Below are 18,168 nucleotides of genomic sequence, written 5' to 3'. Positions count from 1 at the left end.
GATACCTTTGGTTGAAACAGATATGCACGGAACCGCACTACAGGTTAACTCTGCGTCATGCCAACATTACCTCAACCACATCGTTGAGGAGAGTAAAAATGAAAAAAGTTCTGGTTCTGGCCGGGCACCGTTACCCGGACGATTCCCGCGTCAACCGCGCTGCTATCGAGGCGCTGAAAGCATTGCCGCAGGTGACGGTGCATGAGCTGATGCGTGAATACCCCGATTTTAAAATAGACGTGAAGCGAGAACAGGCGCTGCTGCTGGCGCATGACGCGGTGGTGATGCTGTTTCCATTCTGGTGGTACAGCTCGCCCGCGATTTTAAAAGAGTGGCAGGATCACGTACTGGAACACGGTTTTGCCTATGGCACCGGCGGCGACCGCCTGCACGGCAAACCGTTTATGCTGATGGTCTCGACCGGCGGCAGCGCAGAGGCCTATTCGCCGGAAGGCTATAACCGCTACCCGATAGAAGAATTCTGGCTGCCGTTTCACGCGATGGCCAATATGACCGGCATGATCTGGCAGCCGCCAGCGCTTATTCAGGGCACGCACGTGCTGAGCGACGCCGGTCTCGACGCCGGCGTCGCGCAGTGGCTGAGCCGGGTTAACGCGCTGGTGCGTTAACCCGGTCGGGCTACGCTTCCCCTTGCAGCCATATCACGGCTTCGAACGGGCGCAGGTTGATTTCGCCGGGGCGGGATGCGGCGTCAGGGTAGTTGCTCATCAACACCTGCCACGCGCCGCCGAGGTCGCCCGGCGTACACCAGTGCGCTTCGCGCGACAGATTCGCCATCACCACCAGCGTCTGCCCTTGCCATTCACGGCGATAGCACCACAGGTAAGGGTGCTCCGCCAGCAGGTCGTGATAGTCGCCCCAGGTGAAAATCGGGTGCGCCTTACGCAGCCTGATGAGTTTCTGATAGGCGTAAAACACGGAGTCTGGATCGTCGAGCGCGCGCGCGGCGTTGATCTCGCGGTAATTATCGCAAAGCCCTATCCACGGCGTGCCGGTGGTAAAACCTCCGTTGTCGCTGTCATCCCACTGCATCGGCGTGCGGCTGTTATCGCGCGATTTGCTGGCGAGGATCGCAAGCAGCGTCTCCGGGCTTTGCCCCTGCGCGCGCCGCTCGGCAAACATATTGTGGCTCTCCACGTCCCGGTAATCGATGATGCGCGTGAAGTGCGGGTTGGTCATGCCCAGCTCTTCGCCCTGGTAGATATAAGGCGTGCCCTGCATGCCGTGCAGCACCATCGCGAGCATTTTCGCCGCCGGTACGCGCAGCGCGCCCTCATCGCCGAAGCGCGAGACGATGCGCGGCTGATCGTGGTTACACCAGAACAGCGCGTTCCAGGCCACACCATGCATGCCCTGCTGCCAGTGGTTGAAAATCGCTTTCAGCGCCACGAAATCGGGCGCGGCGAGCGTCCACTTCTGCCCGTCCGGGTAATCCACTTTCAGGTGATGGAAGTTAAAGGTCATCGAGAGCTCGTGGCCCTCCAGCGCGGCGTAGCGCTGGCAGTTCTCAAGCGTCGTGGAGGACATTTCGCCCACCGTCATCAGCCCGCGCGGCTGAAACACGTCGCGGCTCAGCTCCTGCAAATAGTCGTGAATGCGCGGCCCGTCGGTGTAAAAACGCCGCCCGTCGCCGCGATCGTCCGACGGGAAATCCTGATCTTTTGAAATCAGATTGATCACGTCGAGACGCAGGCCGTCCACGCCGCGATCGGCCCAGAATTCGCAGACTTTTTTCACCTCGTCGCGCACCTGTGGATTTTCCCAGTTGAGATCCGCCTGCTCGGGCGCAAAGAGATGCAGATAATACTGGCCGCTCTCGGCGTGCCAGCGCCAGGCGCTGCCGCCGAATTTTGAACGCCAGTTATTGGGGGCTTCCTCCGGCGTGCCGTCGCGCCAGATGTAAAATTCGCGGTGCGCGCTCTCGCGGGTCAGCGCGTCATGAAACCAGGCGTGCTGCGTCGAAGTGTGGTTAAACACCATGTCGAGAATCACCCGGATGCCGCGGGCATGGGCGTCGGCCACCAGCGTGTCGAACTCCTCCAGCGTGCCACAGGCCGGATCGATGGCGGTATAGTTCGCCACGTCATAACCGTTATCGACCTGCGGCGAGAGATAGAAGGGCGTCAGCCAGATGGCGTCCACGCCCAGTTTTTGCAGATAATCGAGACGTCGGGTGACGCCCGCCAGATCGCCTGTGCCGTTGCCGGACGTATCCTGGAAACTCTTCGGGTAAATCTGGTAAATTACCCCGTTTTGCCACCACGGCAGAGTGTTATTCATAACGCGTTCCCGCTGTTGCTAAAGGGGAGCGCCGAAACGCTCCCCGCACCACCATAAAAGTTAGACGACCAGGAGCGTTCCCTGGCGGGATTTTCGCTTATAGACAAAGACCGTCAGGATGAAAGGAATAATGATCGCCACCAGCATCGCCATGCCGTACACCTGCCAGTAATCCGGCTGGATGGAGAGAATGGCCGGCAGACCGCCGACGCCGATGCCGTTCGCCACCACGCCGCTCAGCCCGCACAGCAGCCCGGCGATGCTGGAGCCCACCATGCCGCACAGCATCGGGAAGCGATATTTCATGTTGATGCCGTACATGGCGGGTTCGGTCACGCCGAGATACGCCGAGATAGCCGCTGGCACGGAGATCTCGCGCTCGTTGTGTTTGCGGCTGGTCATGATAATGCCCACCACCGCCGAGCCCTGGGCGATATTCGACAGCGCAATCAGCGGCCATACCGGCGTGCCGCCCATGCTCTGGATCATCTGCATATCCACGGCGAGCGTGGTCTGATGGACGCCGGTGATGACCAGCGGCGCGTAGAGGAAGCCAAACAGCGCGGCGCCGATGGGCGCGAAGCTGCCGGTCATCAGATGACGCACGCCGAACGCCACGCCGTCGCCGATAAGACGGCCGAACGGGCCGATAAACGCGTGCGCCAGGAATACCGCGAGCAGCAGCGAACAGACCGGCACCACCACCAGATAGAGGTAATCCGGCACCAGGCGTTTTAAGCGAATTTCAATCATGCCGAGCGCCAGGCCCGCCAGCAGCGCCGGGATCACCTGCGCCTGATAGCCCACTTTGGCGATGGTAAAGAGCCCGAAATCCCACACTTCCGGCGTTTGCTGGCCGAGCAGGTAGGCGTTCATCAGCTGCGGCGAAACCAGCGTCACGCCAAGCACGACCCCGAGGATCGGCGTGCCGCCCATTTTGCGCACCGCCGACCAGCAGATCCCGACCGGCAGATAGAAGAAGATAGCCTCGCCGATAAGCCATAAAAAGTCGTAGATGGTTTTGAGCGCCGGGAACATCTGCGCCAGCGTTTTGCCGTCGTGCATCGGCACATCGCCAATCACGTTGCGAAAGCCGAGCACCAGACCGCCGCTGATGAGCGCGGGCAGCAGCGGGAAGAAAATTTCAGCGAAATGGGAGATAAGCCGCTCGTGCCATTTCATGTTCTGGCGCGCGGCCAGTTTGGCCTGATCTTTACTGGCGGCGCTGTGGCCGCTGGTGGCGATCAGCGCCTGGTAGTAATCGCCGACATTGGTGCCGATCACCACCTGAAACTGTCCGGCGTTGGTAAAACAGCCTTTGACCATCGGCAGCTCTTCTATTGCTTTCGGATCGGCTTTAGAGGGCTGATTCAGCACAAAACGCAGGCGGGTAATGCAGTGGCTAACGGTTGCGATATTCTCGCGGCCGCCCACGAGGGTTATCAGCTTATCGATATCCTGTTGGTTTACTTTGCTCATGATGAAGCCCTGTCGCAGAGGTAGGTACGAGGCTCGGATGGCCTGTGGCGCAGAGTAACTTTTAACCGGGATGGCGTGAACGGGAACGTTCCCGAAAACAGAGCGCGATCACAATAAACGTGTGGTCAGGGGCTTAGTCGAGACGGGCGGGGATCACTATCTGGCGCGGATCGGCGCGGCCGGTTATCTGATCGATAAGCTGTTTCGCCGCCGCGCGTCCGGCTTCGCCATAACCGGGATCGACCGCGATCGCCTCCGGGTGCAGGAATTTGAGCAGCGGCGTGTTGCCGACGCTCGCAAGCTGTACCGGCGCGCCGCCGCGCTGCTGGAGATATTTACTGGCGCCGATGGCAAGGGTATCGGTCGCGCAGACCAGCGCGGTGGTTTCTTCACTCAGCACGTCGGCGGCGTGTTCATAACCCTGCTTCATCGCAAGCCCCGGCAGCGTGTCGCGCGGCGTCAGCCCATGCTGTTTGCAGAAACTGAGATACGCCTCGTGGCGTCGCTTGCCGGTCGTGATATCGCTGTGCGGCACGCCGAGGAAGCTGATATGGCGGTGACCGTGGTCATACAGGCGCTGCATTAACAGCCGTATCGCCCCGTCATCTTCGTAGCAGACCGATGCAAAACCCGGCGCGTCGCGCGCCAGCAGCACCAGCGATTTCTCCCAGGCGGTCGTCAGCACGTCGCTGATGCCGCTAAAGCCAAACAAAATCACGCCGTCGATATGGCGGCGGCTCAGCACGCCCAAATGCTCCTGCACCAGCGCCGGCGAGAAACGGCTCTCCAGCATGATCGGATCGTAACCCTGTTCATACAGCGCGGGCAGGATGGTCTGCACCGCCAGGTTTTCCGACAGCGAATCCAGACGGGTGACGATAATCGCGACGACTTTATCGCTCTGGCCGCGCATCGCGCGCGCCGAGCGGGAAGGGGAGAAGCCATGCTGGCGCATTACCGCCTCAACCTTTTCACGGGTGCGTTCGCTGACGCCGCTCTCGTTATTCAGCACGCGCGACACGGTGGATTTCCCCACGCCGCTTAAGCGCGCGATGTCTTTAATGGTGAGACGGTGTTGCATCGTCCATTCCTCTGGCTGGCGGTCTGTAAAAGCGATAATGCGTAAAGGTAATGCGGCTGGTTTCTGGCGCAATGGGCATAATCTGGTTCAGGGAGGCTTCGCCGCACGCAAACGGTCAATGGCCGCGTCGGGCATCGCGAAGCGAAGCGCCGGAAGCTATCTTCGCCGATGACTTTTGGCTTATCAATCATTGTGCTGCGGATTTGTGCGCCCGCCGTGGGTCACCGGGCGCAGAAGACGGGAAAGGCTCAGGCGTCGTGATGCTGGCTGCGCACCCAGATCCCTTCACACAGGAGCTGCGCGCAGCCGAGCGCCAGCGCCTCCGGAGCGGCCTCATCCGCCGGGACGCGCGCCATCTGGTCTATCATGCCCACGCAGCAGCGGGCCATATGCAGCGCGTCGATATCGTTGCGAAACAGGCCGAGGGTCTGCTCTTTGACGATATTGCTGGCGATGGCATTCACCAGCGTGGCCTTAGTTTGCGTGCAGCCGGGCGGCTGAAAGAAGCCGATTTCGGTCAGCGCCTGGTCTTCGGCTAGGAAATTCAGCAGCTTAAGGAAACTCTGCTGCACGCTTTTCACCAGCGCCTCGCCTTCGACGCGGTCGCGGATCAGCAGCGTTTCGGTGAGCCGCTCCAGGCGCAGGCGAAACTCGCTCACCAGCTCTTCATAAGCGGCTTCTTTGCTGGCGAAATAGAGATAAAACGTCGGCTGGCTCAGGCCGCTCGCCTTCACGATATTGCTGACTTTGGTGCTGTGATAGCCAAGCCGCGCGAATTCGGCGCAGGCGTGTTTCAACAGCCGACGGCGGGTGGCGGCGCCCCGTTTCGGTTTATGGCTTTCCGGGTGGTCAGCGTCAGTCTGCAAATCCTCTCTCCCTGGGTCACATGAACGGCGTAAGCTTACTGCAAGCCAGACGGCAAAGGTATCGCATCGGGCGTTTTCGTCGCGCTTGTCACGCAAACGCGTTATGTTACTATCGAGTAAGGTTACTCATCAGTAGTCTTTTTTGCGAGCGATAACAGATGGTCGCCGCGCCCCTCATGGAGAATTGCATGAAGCTGCATATCTACGAGCACTGCCCGTTCTGCGTTCGCGCCCTGATGATTGTCGGCCTGAAAAAGCTGCCGGTTGAGGTGTGCGTCATTATGGAAGGCGATGCCGACACCCCGACCCGCATGGTCGGGCGCAAAGTGGTGCCGATTCTGGAAAAAGACGACGGCACGTATATGCCGGAGAGCATGGACATTGTGCGCTACGTAGATGGGCTTGGACAGCCGTGCGTGACCGACGCGCCGGTGGATGAGACGATTAAACAGTGGTGCGAGTCGGTGTCGACCCCGCTGTTTAACCTGGCGATCCCGCGCTTTACCGAGGGCGATTTCGCCGAGCTGGCGACCCCGGAGGCGCGTCGCGCCTATACCGCGCGTGAAGAGAAAGCGTTTGGCGATTTAGCCGCGCTGCGCGCGCAGACCCCTGCGCTGCTGGCGCAGGTCAACGCGCAGCTTCAGGCGCTTGAGCCGCTGGTGGCTGACCGTCGCGCTATCGACACCACCGATTTTATTCTCTTCCCGCTGCTGCGCTCGCTCACGATTGTCAAAGGCGCGGCGTTCGGCCCGCAGGTGAGCGCGTATATCGAGCGCGTGTCGACACAAACGGGAGTGGCGCTGTTAAGCGCCCAGGCGAAATAAACGCGACGGGCAGAAGGCGCGCCGCTTTTCCTGGTAAACATGAGTGCAGGAGTACAACATGACCGTTCCGGTAGTAGCTATTTTCGTCAGTAAACCTGGCAAGGAAGAGACGCTTGAGCAGCTGTTTCGCGGCGTCATCGAAAAAACGCATGCCGAAGAGGGCTGTATCGTGTATCAGCTCAACCGCGACACGGAAAATCCACGCCGTTTCGTCTGGACCGAAGAGTGGGAAAGCCGCGAACTGCTGCAAAAGCATTTACAGTCGGCGCACATCATTCACCTCTTCTCCGAACTGCCGAAGTATATCGAAACGTCCAGCGTGATGATGCTGGATAAACTGGCGGGCGGCCCGGCGAAGTAACGCTGCCGCAGACACAAAAACGGCTTGCCAGCGGCAAGCCGTTTTTTATTGCGTCGGGCTCAGGGAGAGACGGTATCGTTGTTTGTTTTATCGGCGCGCAGCTGTTGGCCGCTCTCCTGCAACGATTTATAGAGGCTGCCGTTGCCGTTCATGATGTCGTCGATGCGCCAGCGGCCCTTCTCGTTAATCAGCGCGAAGCTCTGGGTGGTGGCATCCGGCGAACTGCGGAACGGACGGAAGGTGATCGTGGCTTTGGCGTGCGTGGCGTCGCTGTTAGTGACATTTATCTTATCCACGGCCAGATCGTCCCAGTCCTGGCAATAGCAGATGGGATCGTAATCGAGAAAGCCGACTTCACCGCCGGAGAGGCGGGTATCTTCTTCCACCAGATTCAGCAGGCGATCGGAGAGGATCTGCTGCTCGCCGGTGCTTGCAAAATCCACCGGTTCGTTGCCTTTGGCGTAACTCTGGTAGAGCGATTTCAGAAATTGCGTGGGGGTCTGTGCTTCCCCCTGCGCCAGCGTGCTGGCGGAAAAAAACAGCATAACTAACGCTAAGCGGTGCTTCATCGGAACAGGTCCTCAAACGTCCGTAAACAGGCTTGCGTAGTATGCTGTTTTTTCTTTTTGCCGCCAACAGGCGCGATTAACCGCCGAACTGTTCTGGATCCGGGCCGAGGCGTTTGCCCTGGTCGAGTTTCGCGATTTCGCTGAGCTCGTCTTTATCCAGACGGAAATCCCAGACGTTAAAGTTTTCCGCGATACGCGCCGGCGTCACGGATTTCGGGATAACGACCAGACCGCAGTCAAGATGCCAGCGAATCACAATCTGCGCCGGGGTTTTGCCATATTTATCCGCCAGTTCGCGAATAATTTTCTGGTCAAACACGCCTTCGCCGCCCTGCGCCAGCGGGCTCCAGGATTCCGTCTGGATCTTGTGCGTGGCGTTCCAGGCGTGCAACTGACGCTGTTGCAGCAGCGGGTGCAGCTCAATCTGGTTGATAACCGGCGTCACGCCCGTTTCATCAATGATGCGTTGCAGGTGCTCAACGTTAAAGTTACAGACGCCGATGCTCTTGATGAGCCCTTCCTGCTGCAGCTCGATCATGCCTTTCCAGGCATCGACATAGCGGTCGATAGCCGGTACCGGCCAGTGCATCAGATAGAGATCCACATAGTCGAGTTGCAGCTTTTCGAGGCTCTCTTCCAGCGCCTCGCGCGGACGCTTCTGATCGTCGTTCCAGAGTTTGGTGGTAATGAATAACTCATCGCGCGCAACGCCTGCGCTTTTCAGCGCGTCGCCCACGCCTTGTTCGTTCTTATAGGCCGCTGCGGTATCGATAGAGCGGTAGCCCACCTCCAGCGCCTTATGAATCGCGGTGACGACGTCATCGTTAGTCGCCTGCCATACGCCGAGGCCGAGCTGGGGCATCAGGTTGCCGTCATGCAGCTTAATTACGCCTGGATTTGCCATATTTCCTCCTTTTGAGCTAACACACCGGGGCAAGCTGCCCCGGCGCAAGTCAGTGAGTTAAGTCTGGTCGAAATAGCCAAAAACGAAAGCTCGCCGGCAAAAAGCTTAGCGTGCGGCTTCGTAAATGCGGCGGCTCACGTCGAGCGTAATATCGTTGTGCTCGCCAAGCGCGGTAAGGCCGTGCTCTTCAAGCTTCGCCAGCAGCGCCGGGATAGAACTGCCGTCCAGGCCGTAATCGCTCAGGCGGGTCGGGGCGCCCATGGTTTCGAAGAAGCGGCGGGTGGCGGCAATCGCGGCGTCGATGCGCTCATCGTCGCTGCCTTCGGTGATATTCCAGACGCGCTCGGCGTATTGCAGCAGTTTGGCGCGCTTCTCATTGCGCTTCTCGTTCCAGAGCGCCGGCAGCACCACCGCCAGCGTCTGGGCGTGATCCAGCCCGTGCATCGCGGTCAGTTCATGGCCGAGCATATGCGTCGCCCAGTCCTGCGGCACGCCCGCGCCGATAAGCCCGTTCAGCGCCTGGGTCGCGGCCCACATCAGGTTGGCACGCACGTCGTAGTTTTCCGGCTCTTTCAGCGCTTTCGGGCCCTCTTCGATAAGCGTCAGCAGAATGCCTTCCGCGAAGCGGTCCTGAATTTTAGCGTTCACCGGATAGGTGACGTACTGCTCGACGGTGTGAACAAAAGCGTCCACCACGCCGTTCGCCACCTGGCGCGGCGGCAGCGTGTAGGTGTAAACCGGGTCGAGAATGGCGAAACGCGGCTGAACATGCGCGGAGTGGAACGCCTGTTTGTCACCCGTGGCGCGACGCGAAACCACCGCGCCTTTGTTGGATTCCGAGCCGGTCGCAGGCAGCGTCAGGACGGAGCCCATCGGGATGGCGCTGGCGATTTCGCTACCGCGGGTTTCGAGGATATGCCACGGATCGCGCGAGGACGGATAGTGCGCGGCGGCTGCGATAAATTTCGTGCCATCCAGGACAGAACCGCCGCCGACAGCCAGTAAAAACGTCACTTTTTCTTTACGCACCAGATCAACGGCGTTCATCAGCGTCTCATAAGACGGGTTAGGTTCGATGCCGCCGAACTCCAGCACGTTAAGGCCGTTCAGCGCGCTGTAGACCTGATCGAGCACGCCGGTTTTTTTGACGCTGCCGCCGCCGTAAGTCACCAGCACGCGGCTGTCGGCCGGAATGAGCGCGCGCAGTTCGCTGATGGCACCTTTACCAAAGGCGATATGGGTCGGGTTATGGAGGTTAAAGTTGTTCATCGAAAACTCCTTATGGAATAAACGTCACGCATCAGGCGTGCAGGGTTGACGACTATTCTCGGCGCGGGGGCGCGCAGCCTCAATGCTCATTCCTGCCTTTCTCTTGCCCATTTCTCTTTGCCTCTGGAGGAAACCGGATTTTTTTCGCACACTGGACGCCGGATGAAAGGGCGATCGGGAGCCGCTGTTAATGAATCGCGATGCAGTGTGTCGGTATATCACCGGCGAGATTAAACGCTTAAAAGAGAAAGAAAAAACGCAGAGTTTTTTGCCGCCGGAGGTGCGCCTGCTCTACGGTACGACGCCCGGCGCGCGCACGCCGGTGATTTATCAGCCCGGCATCATATTTCTCTTTTCCGGCCATAAAACGGGTTATCTCAACGATAAGGTGTTCCGTTACGATCCGCGTGAATATCTGCTGCTGACGGTGCCGCTGCCGTTTGAGTGCGAAACCTTCGCCACAGCGCAAGAGCCGCTCGCGGGCATCCGCATTAATATCGATGTGCTCCAGCTTCAGGCGCTGGTGATGGAGATTGGCGAGGATGACCATTTCCGGCCTGCGACCTGCTCGTGCGGGATTAATTCCGGCGTGCTGACCGATGAGATCCTCTGCGCCGTCGAACGGTTGATAGAGGTGCTGGAAGCGCCGCTGGATGCGCGCATTCTTGGCAAACAGATCGTGCGCGAAATTCTCTACCACGTGCTGAAAGGGCCGGGCGGCGGGGCGCTGATGGCGCTGGTGAGCCGCCAGACGCATTTCAGCCTGATAAGCCGCGCGATAAGGCGCATCGAAACCCGCTACGCCGAAAGCCTGACGGTCGAGCAACTGGCGGCGGAAGCCAACATGAGCGTCTCGGCGTTTCATCATAATTTCAAAGCGGTAACCAGCACGTCGCCGCTGCAATACCTGAAAACCTGGCGGTTGCAGAAGGCGCGGCTGCTGATGGCGCATAACGGCATGAAGGCCAGCGCGGCGGCGATGCAGGTGGGGTATGAGAGCGCGTCGCAGTTCAGCCGTGAATTTAAACGCTATTTCGGGGTGACGCCGGGAGAGGATGCCGCGCGCCTGCGCGCGCTGTCGTGAGCGGAGCCTGCGCTCCGCCCGGAAAGACTTACTGCGCTTTTTTCTTTAATACCACCAACAGCGCGCCAAGCAGGCCGATGACCAGCAGCGCGATGGGCAGGATCATCAGGAAGGTCATCACCTGATCTTCATGACGTTTCACAAACGGGATCATGCTGAGCGCATAGCCAAAGCCAGTCACCACGCCGACCCAAATCACGGCGCTCAGCCAGTTGAAGATCTGGAAACGGCGGTTAGAGAGCCCGGAGATGCCCGCCATCGTCGGCAGCAGCGTGCGCACAAACGCCAGGAAACGGCCGCTCAGCAGCGCCAGCAGGCCGTGGCGATCGAACATGCAGGTGGCGCGGTGATGGTATTTCGCCGGTAGCTGCGCGAGCCAGCCGCGCACGACGCGGGTGTTGCCGAGCCATCTCCCTTGTACGTAGCTCAGCCAGCAGCCGAGGCTCGCCGCCGAGGTGAGGATCACAAGCGTCGGCACAAAATCCATCACGCCCTGGGCCACCATCGCGCCCGCCAGCAGCAGCAGGCTGTCGCCCGGCAGAAACGACGCCGGCAGCAGACCGTTTTCTAAAAACAGCGTGGCAAACATCACGCACCAGACAACGCCAACGACATGCGGGTCCGCCAGCGCGGCAAAATCGTGATGCCAGAGCGCAGCGATAATATCCTGGATAACAGCCATGGGAGATCCTGTGGAACAGCGGAATTGCCCCTATTGTACCCTTAAATGTACCGCCGCATCTGCACTACAGCTTCAACAAACCTTCTCTTTTCCTGGGATAACGCGGTTTTTTTTCACTTCAGGCGATGCGACGGAAGGCCGCGTCCAGATCGGCGATTAAATCTTCCACGTTTTCGAGCCCGATATGCAGGCGCACCAGCGTGCCGGTGAAGTCGACGCCCCCCGCCGGACGGATCGCCGCGAGCTCTTCCGGCTGGTTGGCGAGGATCAGCGATTCATAGCCGCCCCAGGAATAGGCCATGCTGAAATGCGCGAAATTATCGAGATAACGCGCCAGCTCTGCGTCGTTAAGCCGTTTATCGAGAATAAAAGAGAAGAGACCGCTGGCCCCGCTAAAATCGCGTTTCCAGAATTCATGGCCTTTGCTGCCAGGCAGCGCCGGATGATTGACGCGCGCCACCTGCGGATGCGCCGCCAGCCACTGCGCTACATGCAGGCCGCTCTCTTCGTGCTGGCGCAGGCGCACCGCCAGCGTGCGCAGGCCGCGGCTGGTGACATACGCGGAGTCGGCGTCCGCCATCTGGCCCATCAGATAAGCATTCTCGCGAAGCGTATCCCAGCAGCGGGCGTTGGCAACCGCGGTGCCTATCATCGCGTCCGAATGCCCGACCAGATATTTGGTGCCTGCCTGAATGGAGATATCGACGCCGAAATCGAGCGCCTTAAACAGAATGCCCGCCGCCCAGGTGTTGTCCATCATAATGACGGCGTCAGGGGCGACGCGACGCACCGCCGCGACAATCGCGGGCACGTCATGCACTTCCATCGTGATGGAGCCGGGCGATTCCAGAAACACCACTTTGGTGTTGGGCTGAAGGTGCCGTGTAATGCCGTCGCCCGCCAGCGGATCGAACCAGGTGGTCGTGACGCCAAGCTTAGTGAGAATTTTGGTGCAGAAATCCTGAGTCGGCTCATACGCGCTGTTGGTTACCAGCACATGATCGCCCTGTTCGACAAACGCCAGAATCGTGTTGGCGACCGCCGCCGCGCCGCACGGGAACAGCGCGCAACCCGCGCCGCCTTCCAGCTCGCACATCGCCTCCTGAAGTGAAAAATGGGTCAGCGTGCCGCGCCGGCCGTAAAACAGTTCGCCCTGCGCGCGCCCGGCGGTGGCCTGTTTTTTCGCTTCCACGCTGTCAAACACCAGCGATGACGCACGCTGAATCACGCTGTTCACCGATCCCTGCGTGTAACGTTTGGCGCGTCCGGCCTGGATCAGCGCCGTCTCAATGTGTTTGTCGGTCATGGATTTCCCCTGTCTGAACGTCTGGATGTCTAAACCTACGTTACCACGGAAAATCGTCGCCGCCTCGCGCTGATTTCGTTCTGATGCGAAAGATGAAAAAACGTCATCTGAACGCCTTTCCTGTCTGAGCGCAAAGAAAAAAAAGTTGCGCTGGCGCACCATGCAAATACTAATGAGAACTACTATCAATTCGATGTCATTTTGATATCATTATGAGCAGTTTTGTGACTTTCGTCCTGGAGATGCACAGTGGGAAATAATTTGATGCAGACGGATCTTTCCGTCTGGGGCATGTATCAGCATGCCGACATCGTGGTGAAAATCGTCATGATTGGCCTCATTCTGGCTTCCGTCGTGACCTGGGCGATTTTCTTTAGCAAAAGCGTTGAGCTGTCCGGCCACAAACGCCGTCTTAAGCGCGAACAGCAGGAGCTGGCGGGCGCCCGCACGCTGGACGACGCGCGTGAAATGGCCGAACGTTTCGGCCCGAAAAGCCTGAGCGCGCGGCTTATCGAAGAAGCGCAGAATGAGCGCGAGCTTTCGGCAGGCAGCGAAGATAACGAAGGCATTAAAGAGCGCACCGGTTTTCGTCTTGAGCGTCGCGTGGCGGCGGCAGGGCGTCACATGGGGCGCGGCAACGGTTATCTCGCGACCATCGGCGCGATTTCGCCGTTTGTCGGACTGTTCGGCACCGTGTGGGGCATCATGAACAGCTTTATCGGCATCGCCCAGTCGCAGACCACTAACCTCGCGGTCGTGGCGCCGGGTATCGCCGAAGCGCTGCTCGCGACGGCCATTGGTCTTGTCGCCGCTATCCCGGCGGTGGTTATCTATAACATTTTCGCGCGCACCATCGGCAGCTATAAAGCGACACTTGGCGATGTGGCCGCTCAGGTGCTGCTGCTGCAAAGCCGCGATCTGGATCTCGAGGCGAGCGCCCAGGCGCAGCCGGTGCGTACCGCTCAAAAACTGCGTTTAGGTTAATCCTATGGCGATGCGTTTTAACGAAAATCTCGATGATAACGGCGAAATGCACGAAATTAACGTCACGCCGTTTATTGACGTGATGCTGGTGCTGCTGATTATCTTTATGGTGGCGGCGCCGCTCGCGACGGTCGATGTGAAGGTGAACCTGCCGGCGGCGTCCAGCCAGCCGCAGCCGCGCCCGGAGAAACCGGTCTATCTGTCGGTGAAGGCCGATAAAACGATGTTTATCGGCAACGATCCGGTGACGCGTGATTCGATGATTAGCGCGCTCGACGCCCAGACCGGCGGCAAGAAAGACACCACGATTTTCTTCCGCGCGGATAAAACCGTCGACTACGAAACCATGATGAACGTGATGGATACGCTGCACCAGGCGGGCTATCTGAAAATCGGGCTGGTCGGCCAGGAAGTGACAAAAGCGAAGTAACGCTTACGCTTTCAGCCAAAGAAAAGCGCGGCATAAGCCGCGCTTTTTTATTGCCCAGCGTCTGGCGATTAACTCAGGTGTTCGCCGCCGGTGACACCGTGAACTTCCGCGGTGACGTAGCTTGATTCCTGGCTTGCCAGATAGACGTAAATCGGCGCCAGCTCCGCCGGCTGACCGGCGCGTTTAAGCGGCGTCTGCTGGCCGAACTGCGGGATTTTCTCCTGCGGCTGACCCCCGCAGATCTGCAGCGGCGTCCAGATAGGGCCAGGGGCCACGATATTCACGCGAATGCCTTTTTCCGCCACCTGTTTGGCAAGCCCGCGGCTGTAGTTGAGGATAGCGGCCTTGGTGGACGCGTAATCCAGCAGATGCGGGCTTGGCTGATACGCCTGAATAGACGACGTCGTGATAATGCTCGCGCCCGGTTTCAGGTGCGGCAGCGCTTCCTGGGTTATCCAGAACAGCGCGAATACGTTAGTCGCATAGGTTTTCTGGAACTGCTCGCTGGTCAGATTCGCGATATCCTCAACCGCCGTCTGTTTACCGGCCACCAGCGCCAGGATATCCAGCCCGCCCAGTTCCTGAATGGCGCGATGCACCAGATCGCGGGCGAATTTCTCGTCGGTCAGATCGCCTGGGATCAGCACCGCTTTGCGACCCGCCTCTTCAATCAACGCCTTCACTTCTTCGGCGTCCTGCTGCTCCTCCGGGAGGTAGTTCAGCACCACGTCCGCGCCTTCTCGCGCGTAAGCAATGGCGGCAGCGCGACCGATACCGGAATCGCCCCCTGTCACCAGTGCCTTACGATCCTGAAGGCGACCACTCCCCTTGTAGCTTTTCTCGCCGCAGTCCGGCACCGGCTCCATTTTGGCCTGAATGCCCGGCGCAGGCTGTTTCTGCTGTGGATATTCCCCGGTGAAGTACTGGGTTGTCGGGTCCTGGATCTTGTTCTGGTCGTTCGCCATAAGTTCCTCCTCGTTATCAAAGCGTCCTCTAAGGGTAGTGCCTCATGCTGCACTGGCGGAAATTATCAGGATTTTCTGTATTTCCGGCGCGGCCCGGTTCTCCTTTCCACGCGCCTGCTGCAATAATGAACAGCGTGCAACCCAGGCGATTTACCGACGGAGCAGCAGGATGAAAAACGAGCGCCAGCAGAAAATTATCAGGCTCTTATGGACGCACGAGGCGCTGACCACCCAGGCGCTGGCAAGCCGCCTGGCGGTGAGTCAGGAGACCATCCGGCGCGATCTGAGCGAGCTACAGCGCGCCGGAAAGATTCTGCGCAGCCACGGGCGGGCGAGGGTATTACGCCGCGATGCGCCGAGCCATGACGATCCCTTCGAGGCGCGCGTGAAAAGCCACCATGCGCATAAAATGGATATCGCGCGCAACGCGCTGCACTGGCTCGATGCCGGAATGGTGGTGGCGCTCGACGCCAGCACGACGTGCTGGTATCTGGCGCGCCAGTTGCCGGACGTGCCCCTCACGATTTTCACCAACAGCGTGCGGATAGGGCAGGAGGTCGCCAGACGCGAGCAGATAACGCTTATCAGCACCGGCGGCATTCTGCATCGCCAGGCGGCCTGTTATGAAAACCCGTCGCTGCCCGCGTTACTGAAGCATATCGATATCGATCTGTTTCTTTTCTCATGCCAGGGCATTGATGAAGCGGGCGGCATCTGGGACGCGCGCTCGTGGAACGCAGAATACAAAACGCTGCTGCTGCGCCGGGCGGCGCAATCGCTGTTGTTGATAGACCGTAGCAAGCGTAATCGTACCGGTGAGGTGCGAATCGGAACGCTGGAGCAGGTGACGGAGGTGATAACGCAGGAGGAAAACGGCGGACAGGGCGCAGGCGCGCTACTTGTCGGTTGAGGCGGCGGGCGGTTCAGGAAGCGGCGTGACGGATGAGGTCTGGTAGTTACCATCAGCGAGCTTGCGGCTTAGCATTAGCGTTTCCGCTTCCTGCGCTTTAATCTGCTGATAATGCTCTTCAATCGCGGCCATCACTTGCGCGCGCAGCTGCGGGTGACGATTCATTATCTCTTCCAGTACGGCGCCATACACCTCTTCTTTCACCAGCAACGGATAGATTTCGCGGCGATTCTGCCATTTCAGCTGTACCAGGGCGGCCGGTATCGTCAGCACGGCCCGGGTATAACCGGCGATGGCTTCATTTTTTTCATTAATCAGCGCCTGCAAATTCTGACTTAAGATAAATTTCTGTTCTTCTTGCTTATCTAAAGTGAAATATTGGTGGCTGGAGGTTATTTCCGTCACGCCAGTTAATCCTCGAACTTATAAAAAACGGGGGCGTCTTTTTCCTGGGTAATGAGATTAAGCCAAATTTTATTACCCGCTTCATTTATCTGCGCGGTTTTGGTGGCGATCAGTTCAGCCAATTCTTCAGCGCTAATAGCATTATCTTCGACCAATTTATTCAGGACTTTAGTGTACGCTTCGATTTTAACCACACTGAGCAGGCGTGCTTTAATATGGCGGTCGCGCTCTTCCAGCAGTACGTTGCCGCTCTGGCCCGCCAGAGATTTGCCGCTCAATATGTCGGTTTCATATTCTTCGAGCTTTGGCTTTCCCTGAGTTAAATTTTCGCTATTTTGTTCGCCGGAGGGGTGGTTGTCGGGTGTAGGAATACGATAACGCGCCGGCACAAGATTGTCGGGCAACATTGATTTTATTTCCTTTTATATCAGAAGGATAAAGAAATACGCCGGATGGTTTTCGTTGACAATAACATGCCGTAAAATTAAAATCAAAAAAAACGGAGCCTGCGCATGAACAGTATTTTTTATTCTGTCATTACCTTGCTGCTGCTTTTAAGCGGCGTGCTTTTTTTTATGAAAGAAAATGGTGCCAATAAACCAGACAACGGTTCTGGCGTAGACCCCATGCCGCCGCGTAACAAAGAAGAGGGTGAAGACCATTTTTCCGCGTTACTTAACGCAATTACTCCGTTGTGGTACTGGCGCGTTAATCACGAATATATCGATTTTACGAACGCCACCATTAAAAAAATGACATTTGAACAACTGAACGCCACTCCAGGTTTATTTGAGGCGCAGCGCCGTTGCAGTAATCTTAATTCCGCGGTGTATAAATATTACGATAATTTAAAAAAACGCTGTCTGAACGGTGAGTTAGTCACCTTTTCCGATATCGAAGTGCTCAACCTGCGCCACTGCTTCCATGAATTCAGCCAGGAGGCGTATCCGCAACTGGTGGCGATCGTCTGGCCGGAGTACCAGCGCCCGCAGGTTGATATCACCCAGGTTTGATCCCCCGGTCTGTTGTCAGACCGTCACCTCTGTGCGTTATACTGAAAGCCATTCTGGCTATTTTTCAGGACGCTATGGAACGCTTTATCGAAAACGCAATGTACGCCTCGCGCTGGCTGCTGGCCCCGGTTTATTTCGGGCTTTCTCTCGCGCTGCTGGCGCTGACCGTTAAATTCTTTCAGGAAATTATCCACGTTCTGCCGAACATTCTGACGATCGCCGAGGCGGATCTGATCCTGCTGCTGTTGTCGCTGGTGGACATGACGCTGGTGGGCGGACTACTGGTGATGGTGATGTTTTCCGGTTATGAAAACTTCGTCTCCCAGCTCGATATTCATGAAGGTAAGGAAAAACTGAGCTGGCTCGGGAAAATGGATGCCAGCTCGCTGAAGAATAAAGTGGCGGCGTCGATTGTCGCTATCTCTTCCATTCACCTGCTGCGCGTCTTTATGGATGCGAAGAACGTGCCGGATAATAAGCTGATGTGGTATGTGATTATCCACCTGACGTTTGTTTTGTCGGCGTTCGTGATGGGTTATCTGGATAAAATCTCCCGCTCAAAAGGATACTAACCCGTTATGGCGTACAGCCCGAATCGGTTAATTCCGTCATTAAGCCCCTTCTGATGAAGGGGCTTTTTTTATACGCGCCGACACCCTAACCCTCTGAAAAAAGCCCTCTTAGCGATGGTCTATACTCAGATTTCACTTTAGGGCTACCGACCAGGGAGGAAGA

The 18,168-nt window shown here is 58.1% G+C and carries 21 protein-coding genes; 9 read left to right on the top strand and 12 right to left on the bottom strand.

All coding sequences use genetic code 11. From position 1 onward, the window contains the following. The first annotated feature begins 98 nt into the window (after nt 1-98). Nucleotides 99-629 (top strand): NAD(P)H-dependent oxidoreductase, encoded by a 531-nt coding sequence (locus AFK65_RS16795; RefSeq protein ID WP_038856254.1) that lies wholly within the window; start codon nt 99-101, stop codon nt 627-629. Between the two features lie 10 nt (nt 630-639). Here the strand turns inward: AFK65_RS16795 and treC are convergent, their stop codons facing one another. The 4 genes from treC to AFK65_RS16775 all read right to left on the bottom strand — a co-directional run bounded on the left by treC (nt 640) and on the right by AFK65_RS16775 (nt 5,727). Beyond that, entirely contained in the window at nt 640-2,301 is a 1,662-nt protein-coding gene (treC, locus tag AFK65_RS16790) for an alpha,alpha-phosphotrehalase (protein WP_038856257.1), read from the bottom strand. 60 nt (nt 2,302-2,361) lie between these two features. After that, nucleotides 2,362-3,780: a PTS trehalose transporter subunit IIBC gene (gene treB, locus AFK65_RS16785; RefSeq protein ID WP_007701854.1), complete on the bottom strand. Its 1,419-nt coding sequence runs from the start codon at nt 3,778-3,780 to the stop codon at nt 2,362-2,364. 133 nt (nt 3,781-3,913) lie between these two features. Then, the gene (gene treR / locus AFK65_RS16780; RefSeq protein ID WP_007701851.1) at nt 3,914-4,861 is read right to left on the bottom strand and encodes a trehalose operon repressor TreR; all 948 of its coding nucleotides are present in this window, start codon (nt 4,859-4,861) and stop codon (nt 3,914-3,916) included. A 248-nt stretch (nt 4,862-5,109) separates the two neighbouring features. Continuing rightward, the gene (locus AFK65_RS16775) at nt 5,110-5,727 is read right to left on the bottom strand and encodes a TetR/AcrR family transcriptional regulator (protein WP_032804932.1); all 618 of its coding nucleotides are present in this window, start codon (nt 5,725-5,727) and stop codon (nt 5,110-5,112) included. Between the two features lie 188 nt (nt 5,728-5,915). Between AFK65_RS16775 and grxB the strand changes: the two genes are divergently transcribed. Further along, nucleotides 5,916-6,551 carry a glutaredoxin 2 gene (gene grxB, locus AFK65_RS16770; protein WP_007701845.1) on the top strand — a complete coding sequence of 212 codons (636 nt, stop codon included), beginning with the start codon at nt 5,916-5,918 and terminating at the stop codon, nt 6,549-6,551. 58 nt (nt 6,552-6,609) lie between these two features. After that, a complete protein-coding gene (locus AFK65_RS16765; RefSeq protein WP_004386042.1) occupies nt 6,610-6,912 on the top strand; it encodes a putative quinol monooxygenase in 303 nt (100 codons plus the stop codon). 59 nt (nt 6,913-6,971) lie between these two features. On the opposite strand, the gene AFK65_RS16760 is transcribed toward AFK65_RS16765, so the two are convergent. The 3 genes from AFK65_RS16760 to yqhD all read right to left on the bottom strand — a co-directional run bounded on the left by AFK65_RS16760 (nt 6,972) and on the right by yqhD (nt 9,654). Continuing rightward, entirely contained in the window at nt 6,972-7,481 is a 510-nt protein-coding gene (locus tag AFK65_RS16760; protein ID WP_007701843.1) for a DUF3828 domain-containing protein, read from the bottom strand. A gap of 76 nt (nt 7,482-7,557) precedes the next feature. Beyond that, nucleotides 7,558-8,385 carry a 2,5-didehydrogluconate reductase DkgA gene (dkgA, locus tag AFK65_RS16755; protein ID WP_007701839.1) on the bottom strand — a complete coding sequence of 276 codons (828 nt, stop codon included), beginning with the start codon at nt 8,383-8,385 and terminating at the stop codon, nt 7,558-7,560. Between the two features lie 105 nt (nt 8,386-8,490). Continuing rightward, entirely contained in the window at nt 8,491-9,654 is a 1,164-nt protein-coding gene (gene yqhD, locus AFK65_RS16750) for an alcohol dehydrogenase (protein WP_007701837.1), read from the bottom strand. A gap of 190 nt (nt 9,655-9,844) precedes the next feature. Here yqhD and AFK65_RS16745 point away from each other — a divergent pair, with 190 nt between their 5' ends. After that, entirely contained in the window at nt 9,845-10,738 is an 894-nt protein-coding gene (locus AFK65_RS16745) for an AraC family transcriptional regulator (protein WP_038856258.1), read from the top strand. A 28-nt stretch (nt 10,739-10,766) separates the two neighbouring features. Here the strand turns inward: AFK65_RS16745 and yghB are convergent, their stop codons facing one another. Next, the gene (gene yghB, locus AFK65_RS16740) at nt 10,767-11,420 is read right to left on the bottom strand and encodes a DedA family general envelope maintenance protein YghB (RefSeq protein ID WP_007701835.1); all 654 of its coding nucleotides are present in this window, start codon (nt 11,418-11,420) and stop codon (nt 10,767-10,769) included. 118 nt (nt 11,421-11,538) lie between these two features. Next, nucleotides 11,539-12,726 carry a cystathionine beta-lyase gene (gene metC, locus AFK65_RS16735; RefSeq protein WP_032804931.1) on the bottom strand — a complete coding sequence of 396 codons (1,188 nt, stop codon included), beginning with the start codon at nt 12,724-12,726 and terminating at the stop codon, nt 11,539-11,541. A 249-nt stretch (nt 12,727-12,975) separates the two neighbouring features. On the opposite strand from metC, the gene exbB reads away from it, so the two are divergent. Both exbB and exbD read left to right on the top strand, forming a co-directional pair. Then, the gene (exbB, locus tag AFK65_RS16730) at nt 12,976-13,710 is read left to right on the top strand and encodes a tol-pal system-associated acyl-CoA thioesterase (protein ID WP_007774518.1); all 735 of its coding nucleotides are present in this window, start codon (nt 12,976-12,978) and stop codon (nt 13,708-13,710) included. A gap of 4 nt (nt 13,711-13,714) precedes the next feature. Further along, the gene (gene exbD / locus AFK65_RS16725) at nt 13,715-14,140 is read left to right on the top strand and encodes a TonB system transport protein ExbD (RefSeq protein WP_007701813.1); all 426 of its coding nucleotides are present in this window, start codon (nt 13,715-13,717) and stop codon (nt 14,138-14,140) included. 68 nt (nt 14,141-14,208) lie between these two features. Here exbD and AFK65_RS16720 read toward each other — a convergent pair whose 3' ends face one another. Continuing rightward, nucleotides 14,209-15,105: an SDR family oxidoreductase gene (locus tag AFK65_RS16720; protein ID WP_007701811.1), complete on the bottom strand. Its 897-nt coding sequence runs from the start codon at nt 15,103-15,105 to the stop codon at nt 14,209-14,211. 169 nt (nt 15,106-15,274) lie between these two features. On the opposite strand from AFK65_RS16720, the gene fucR reads away from it, so the two are divergent. Next, the gene (gene fucR, locus AFK65_RS16715; protein WP_038856260.1) at nt 15,275-16,015 is read left to right on the top strand and encodes an L-fucose operon activator; all 741 of its coding nucleotides are present in this window, start codon (nt 15,275-15,277) and stop codon (nt 16,013-16,015) included. Here fucR and AFK65_RS16710 read toward each other — a convergent pair. Next, nucleotides 16,001-16,420: a hypothetical protein gene (locus tag AFK65_RS16710; RefSeq protein ID WP_007701807.1), complete on the bottom strand. Its 420-nt coding sequence runs from the start codon at nt 16,418-16,420 to the stop codon at nt 16,001-16,003. The genes fucR and AFK65_RS16710 overlap by 15 nt on opposite strands. A 5-nt stretch (nt 16,421-16,425) precedes the next feature. Then, nucleotides 16,426-16,827 (bottom strand): hypothetical protein, encoded by a 402-nt coding sequence (locus AFK65_RS16705; protein ID WP_004384867.1) that lies wholly within the window; start codon nt 16,825-16,827, stop codon nt 16,426-16,428. A 105-nt stretch (nt 16,828-16,932) separates the two neighbouring features. Between AFK65_RS16705 and AFK65_RS16700 the strand changes: the two genes are divergently transcribed. Next, entirely contained in the window at nt 16,933-17,433 is a 501-nt protein-coding gene (locus tag AFK65_RS16700; RefSeq protein WP_007701805.1) for an ESA_00282 family adhesion-associated protein, read from the top strand. Nucleotides 17,434-17,507: 74 nt separating this feature from the next. Continuing rightward, the gene (locus tag AFK65_RS16695) at nt 17,508-18,005 is read left to right on the top strand and encodes a TIGR00645 family protein (protein WP_004384868.1); all 498 of its coding nucleotides are present in this window, start codon (nt 17,508-17,510) and stop codon (nt 18,003-18,005) included. Nucleotides 18,006-18,168 lie beyond the last annotated feature (163 nt).

The organism is Cronobacter universalis NCTC 9529, from assembly GCF_001277175.1.
In the GTDB taxonomy this organism is placed as follows: Bacteria; Pseudomonadota; Gammaproteobacteria; order Enterobacterales; family Enterobacteriaceae; genus Cronobacter; species Cronobacter universalis.
The sequence above is the reverse complement of the archived record's forward strand: the minus strand, read 5'-3'. Positions and strand labels throughout refer to the sequence as shown.

Excerpts from the sequence above, each read along its gene's own strand:
- AFK65_RS16765 (WP_004386042.1), top strand. The coding sequence starts at position 6,610 with ATGACCGTTCCGGTAGTAGCTATTTTCGTCAGTAAACCTGGCAAGGAA.
- AFK65_RS16795 (WP_038856254.1), top strand. The coding sequence starts at position 99 with ATGAAAAAAGTTCTGGTTCTGGCCGGGCACCGTTACCCGGACGATTCC.
- AFK65_RS16720 (WP_007701811.1), bottom strand. The coding sequence starts at position 15,105 with ATGGCGAACGACCAGAACAAGATCCAGGACCCGACAACCCAGTACTTC.
- treR (WP_007701851.1), bottom strand. The coding sequence starts at position 4,861 with ATGCAACACCGTCTCACCATTAAAGACATCGCGCGCTTAAGCGGCGTG.
- metC (WP_032804931.1), bottom strand. The coding sequence starts at position 12,726 with ATGACCGACAAACACATTGAGACGGCGCTGATCCAGGCCGGACGCGCC.
- fucR (WP_038856260.1), top strand. The coding sequence starts at position 15,275 with ATGAAAAACGAGCGCCAGCAGAAAATTATCAGGCTCTTATGGACGCAC.
- AFK65_RS16760 (WP_007701843.1), bottom strand. The coding sequence starts at position 7,481 with ATGAAGCACCGCTTAGCGTTAGTTATGCTGTTTTTTTCCGCCAGCACG.
- AFK65_RS16745 (WP_038856258.1), top strand. The coding sequence starts at position 9,845 with ATGAATCGCGATGCAGTGTGTCGGTATATCACCGGCGAGATTAAACGC.
- AFK65_RS16695 (WP_004384868.1), top strand. The coding sequence starts at position 17,508 with ATGGAACGCTTTATCGAAAACGCAATGTACGCCTCGCGCTGGCTGCTG.
- grxB (WP_007701845.1), top strand. The coding sequence starts at position 5,916 with ATGAAGCTGCATATCTACGAGCACTGCCCGTTCTGCGTTCGCGCCCTG.
- exbD (WP_007701813.1), top strand. The coding sequence starts at position 13,715 with ATGGCGATGCGTTTTAACGAAAATCTCGATGATAACGGCGAAATGCAC.
- treC (WP_038856257.1), bottom strand. The coding sequence starts at position 2,301 with ATGAATAACACTCTGCCGTGGTGGCAAAACGGGGTAATTTACCAGATT.
- yghB (WP_007701835.1), bottom strand. The coding sequence starts at position 11,420 with ATGGCTGTTATCCAGGATATTATCGCTGCGCTCTGGCATCACGATTTT.
- AFK65_RS16700 (WP_007701805.1), top strand. The coding sequence starts at position 16,933 with ATGAACAGTATTTTTTATTCTGTCATTACCTTGCTGCTGCTTTTAAGC.
- yqhD (WP_007701837.1), bottom strand. The coding sequence starts at position 9,654 with ATGAACAACTTTAACCTCCATAACCCGACCCATATCGCCTTTGGTAAA.
- treB (WP_007701854.1), bottom strand. The coding sequence starts at position 3,780 with ATGAGCAAAGTAAACCAACAGGATATCGATAAGCTGATAACCCTCGTG.
- AFK65_RS16705 (WP_004384867.1), bottom strand. The coding sequence starts at position 16,827 with ATGTTGCCCGACAATCTTGTGCCGGCGCGTTATCGTATTCCTACACCC.
- dkgA (WP_007701839.1), bottom strand. The coding sequence starts at position 8,385 with ATGGCAAATCCAGGCGTAATTAAGCTGCATGACGGCAACCTGATGCCC.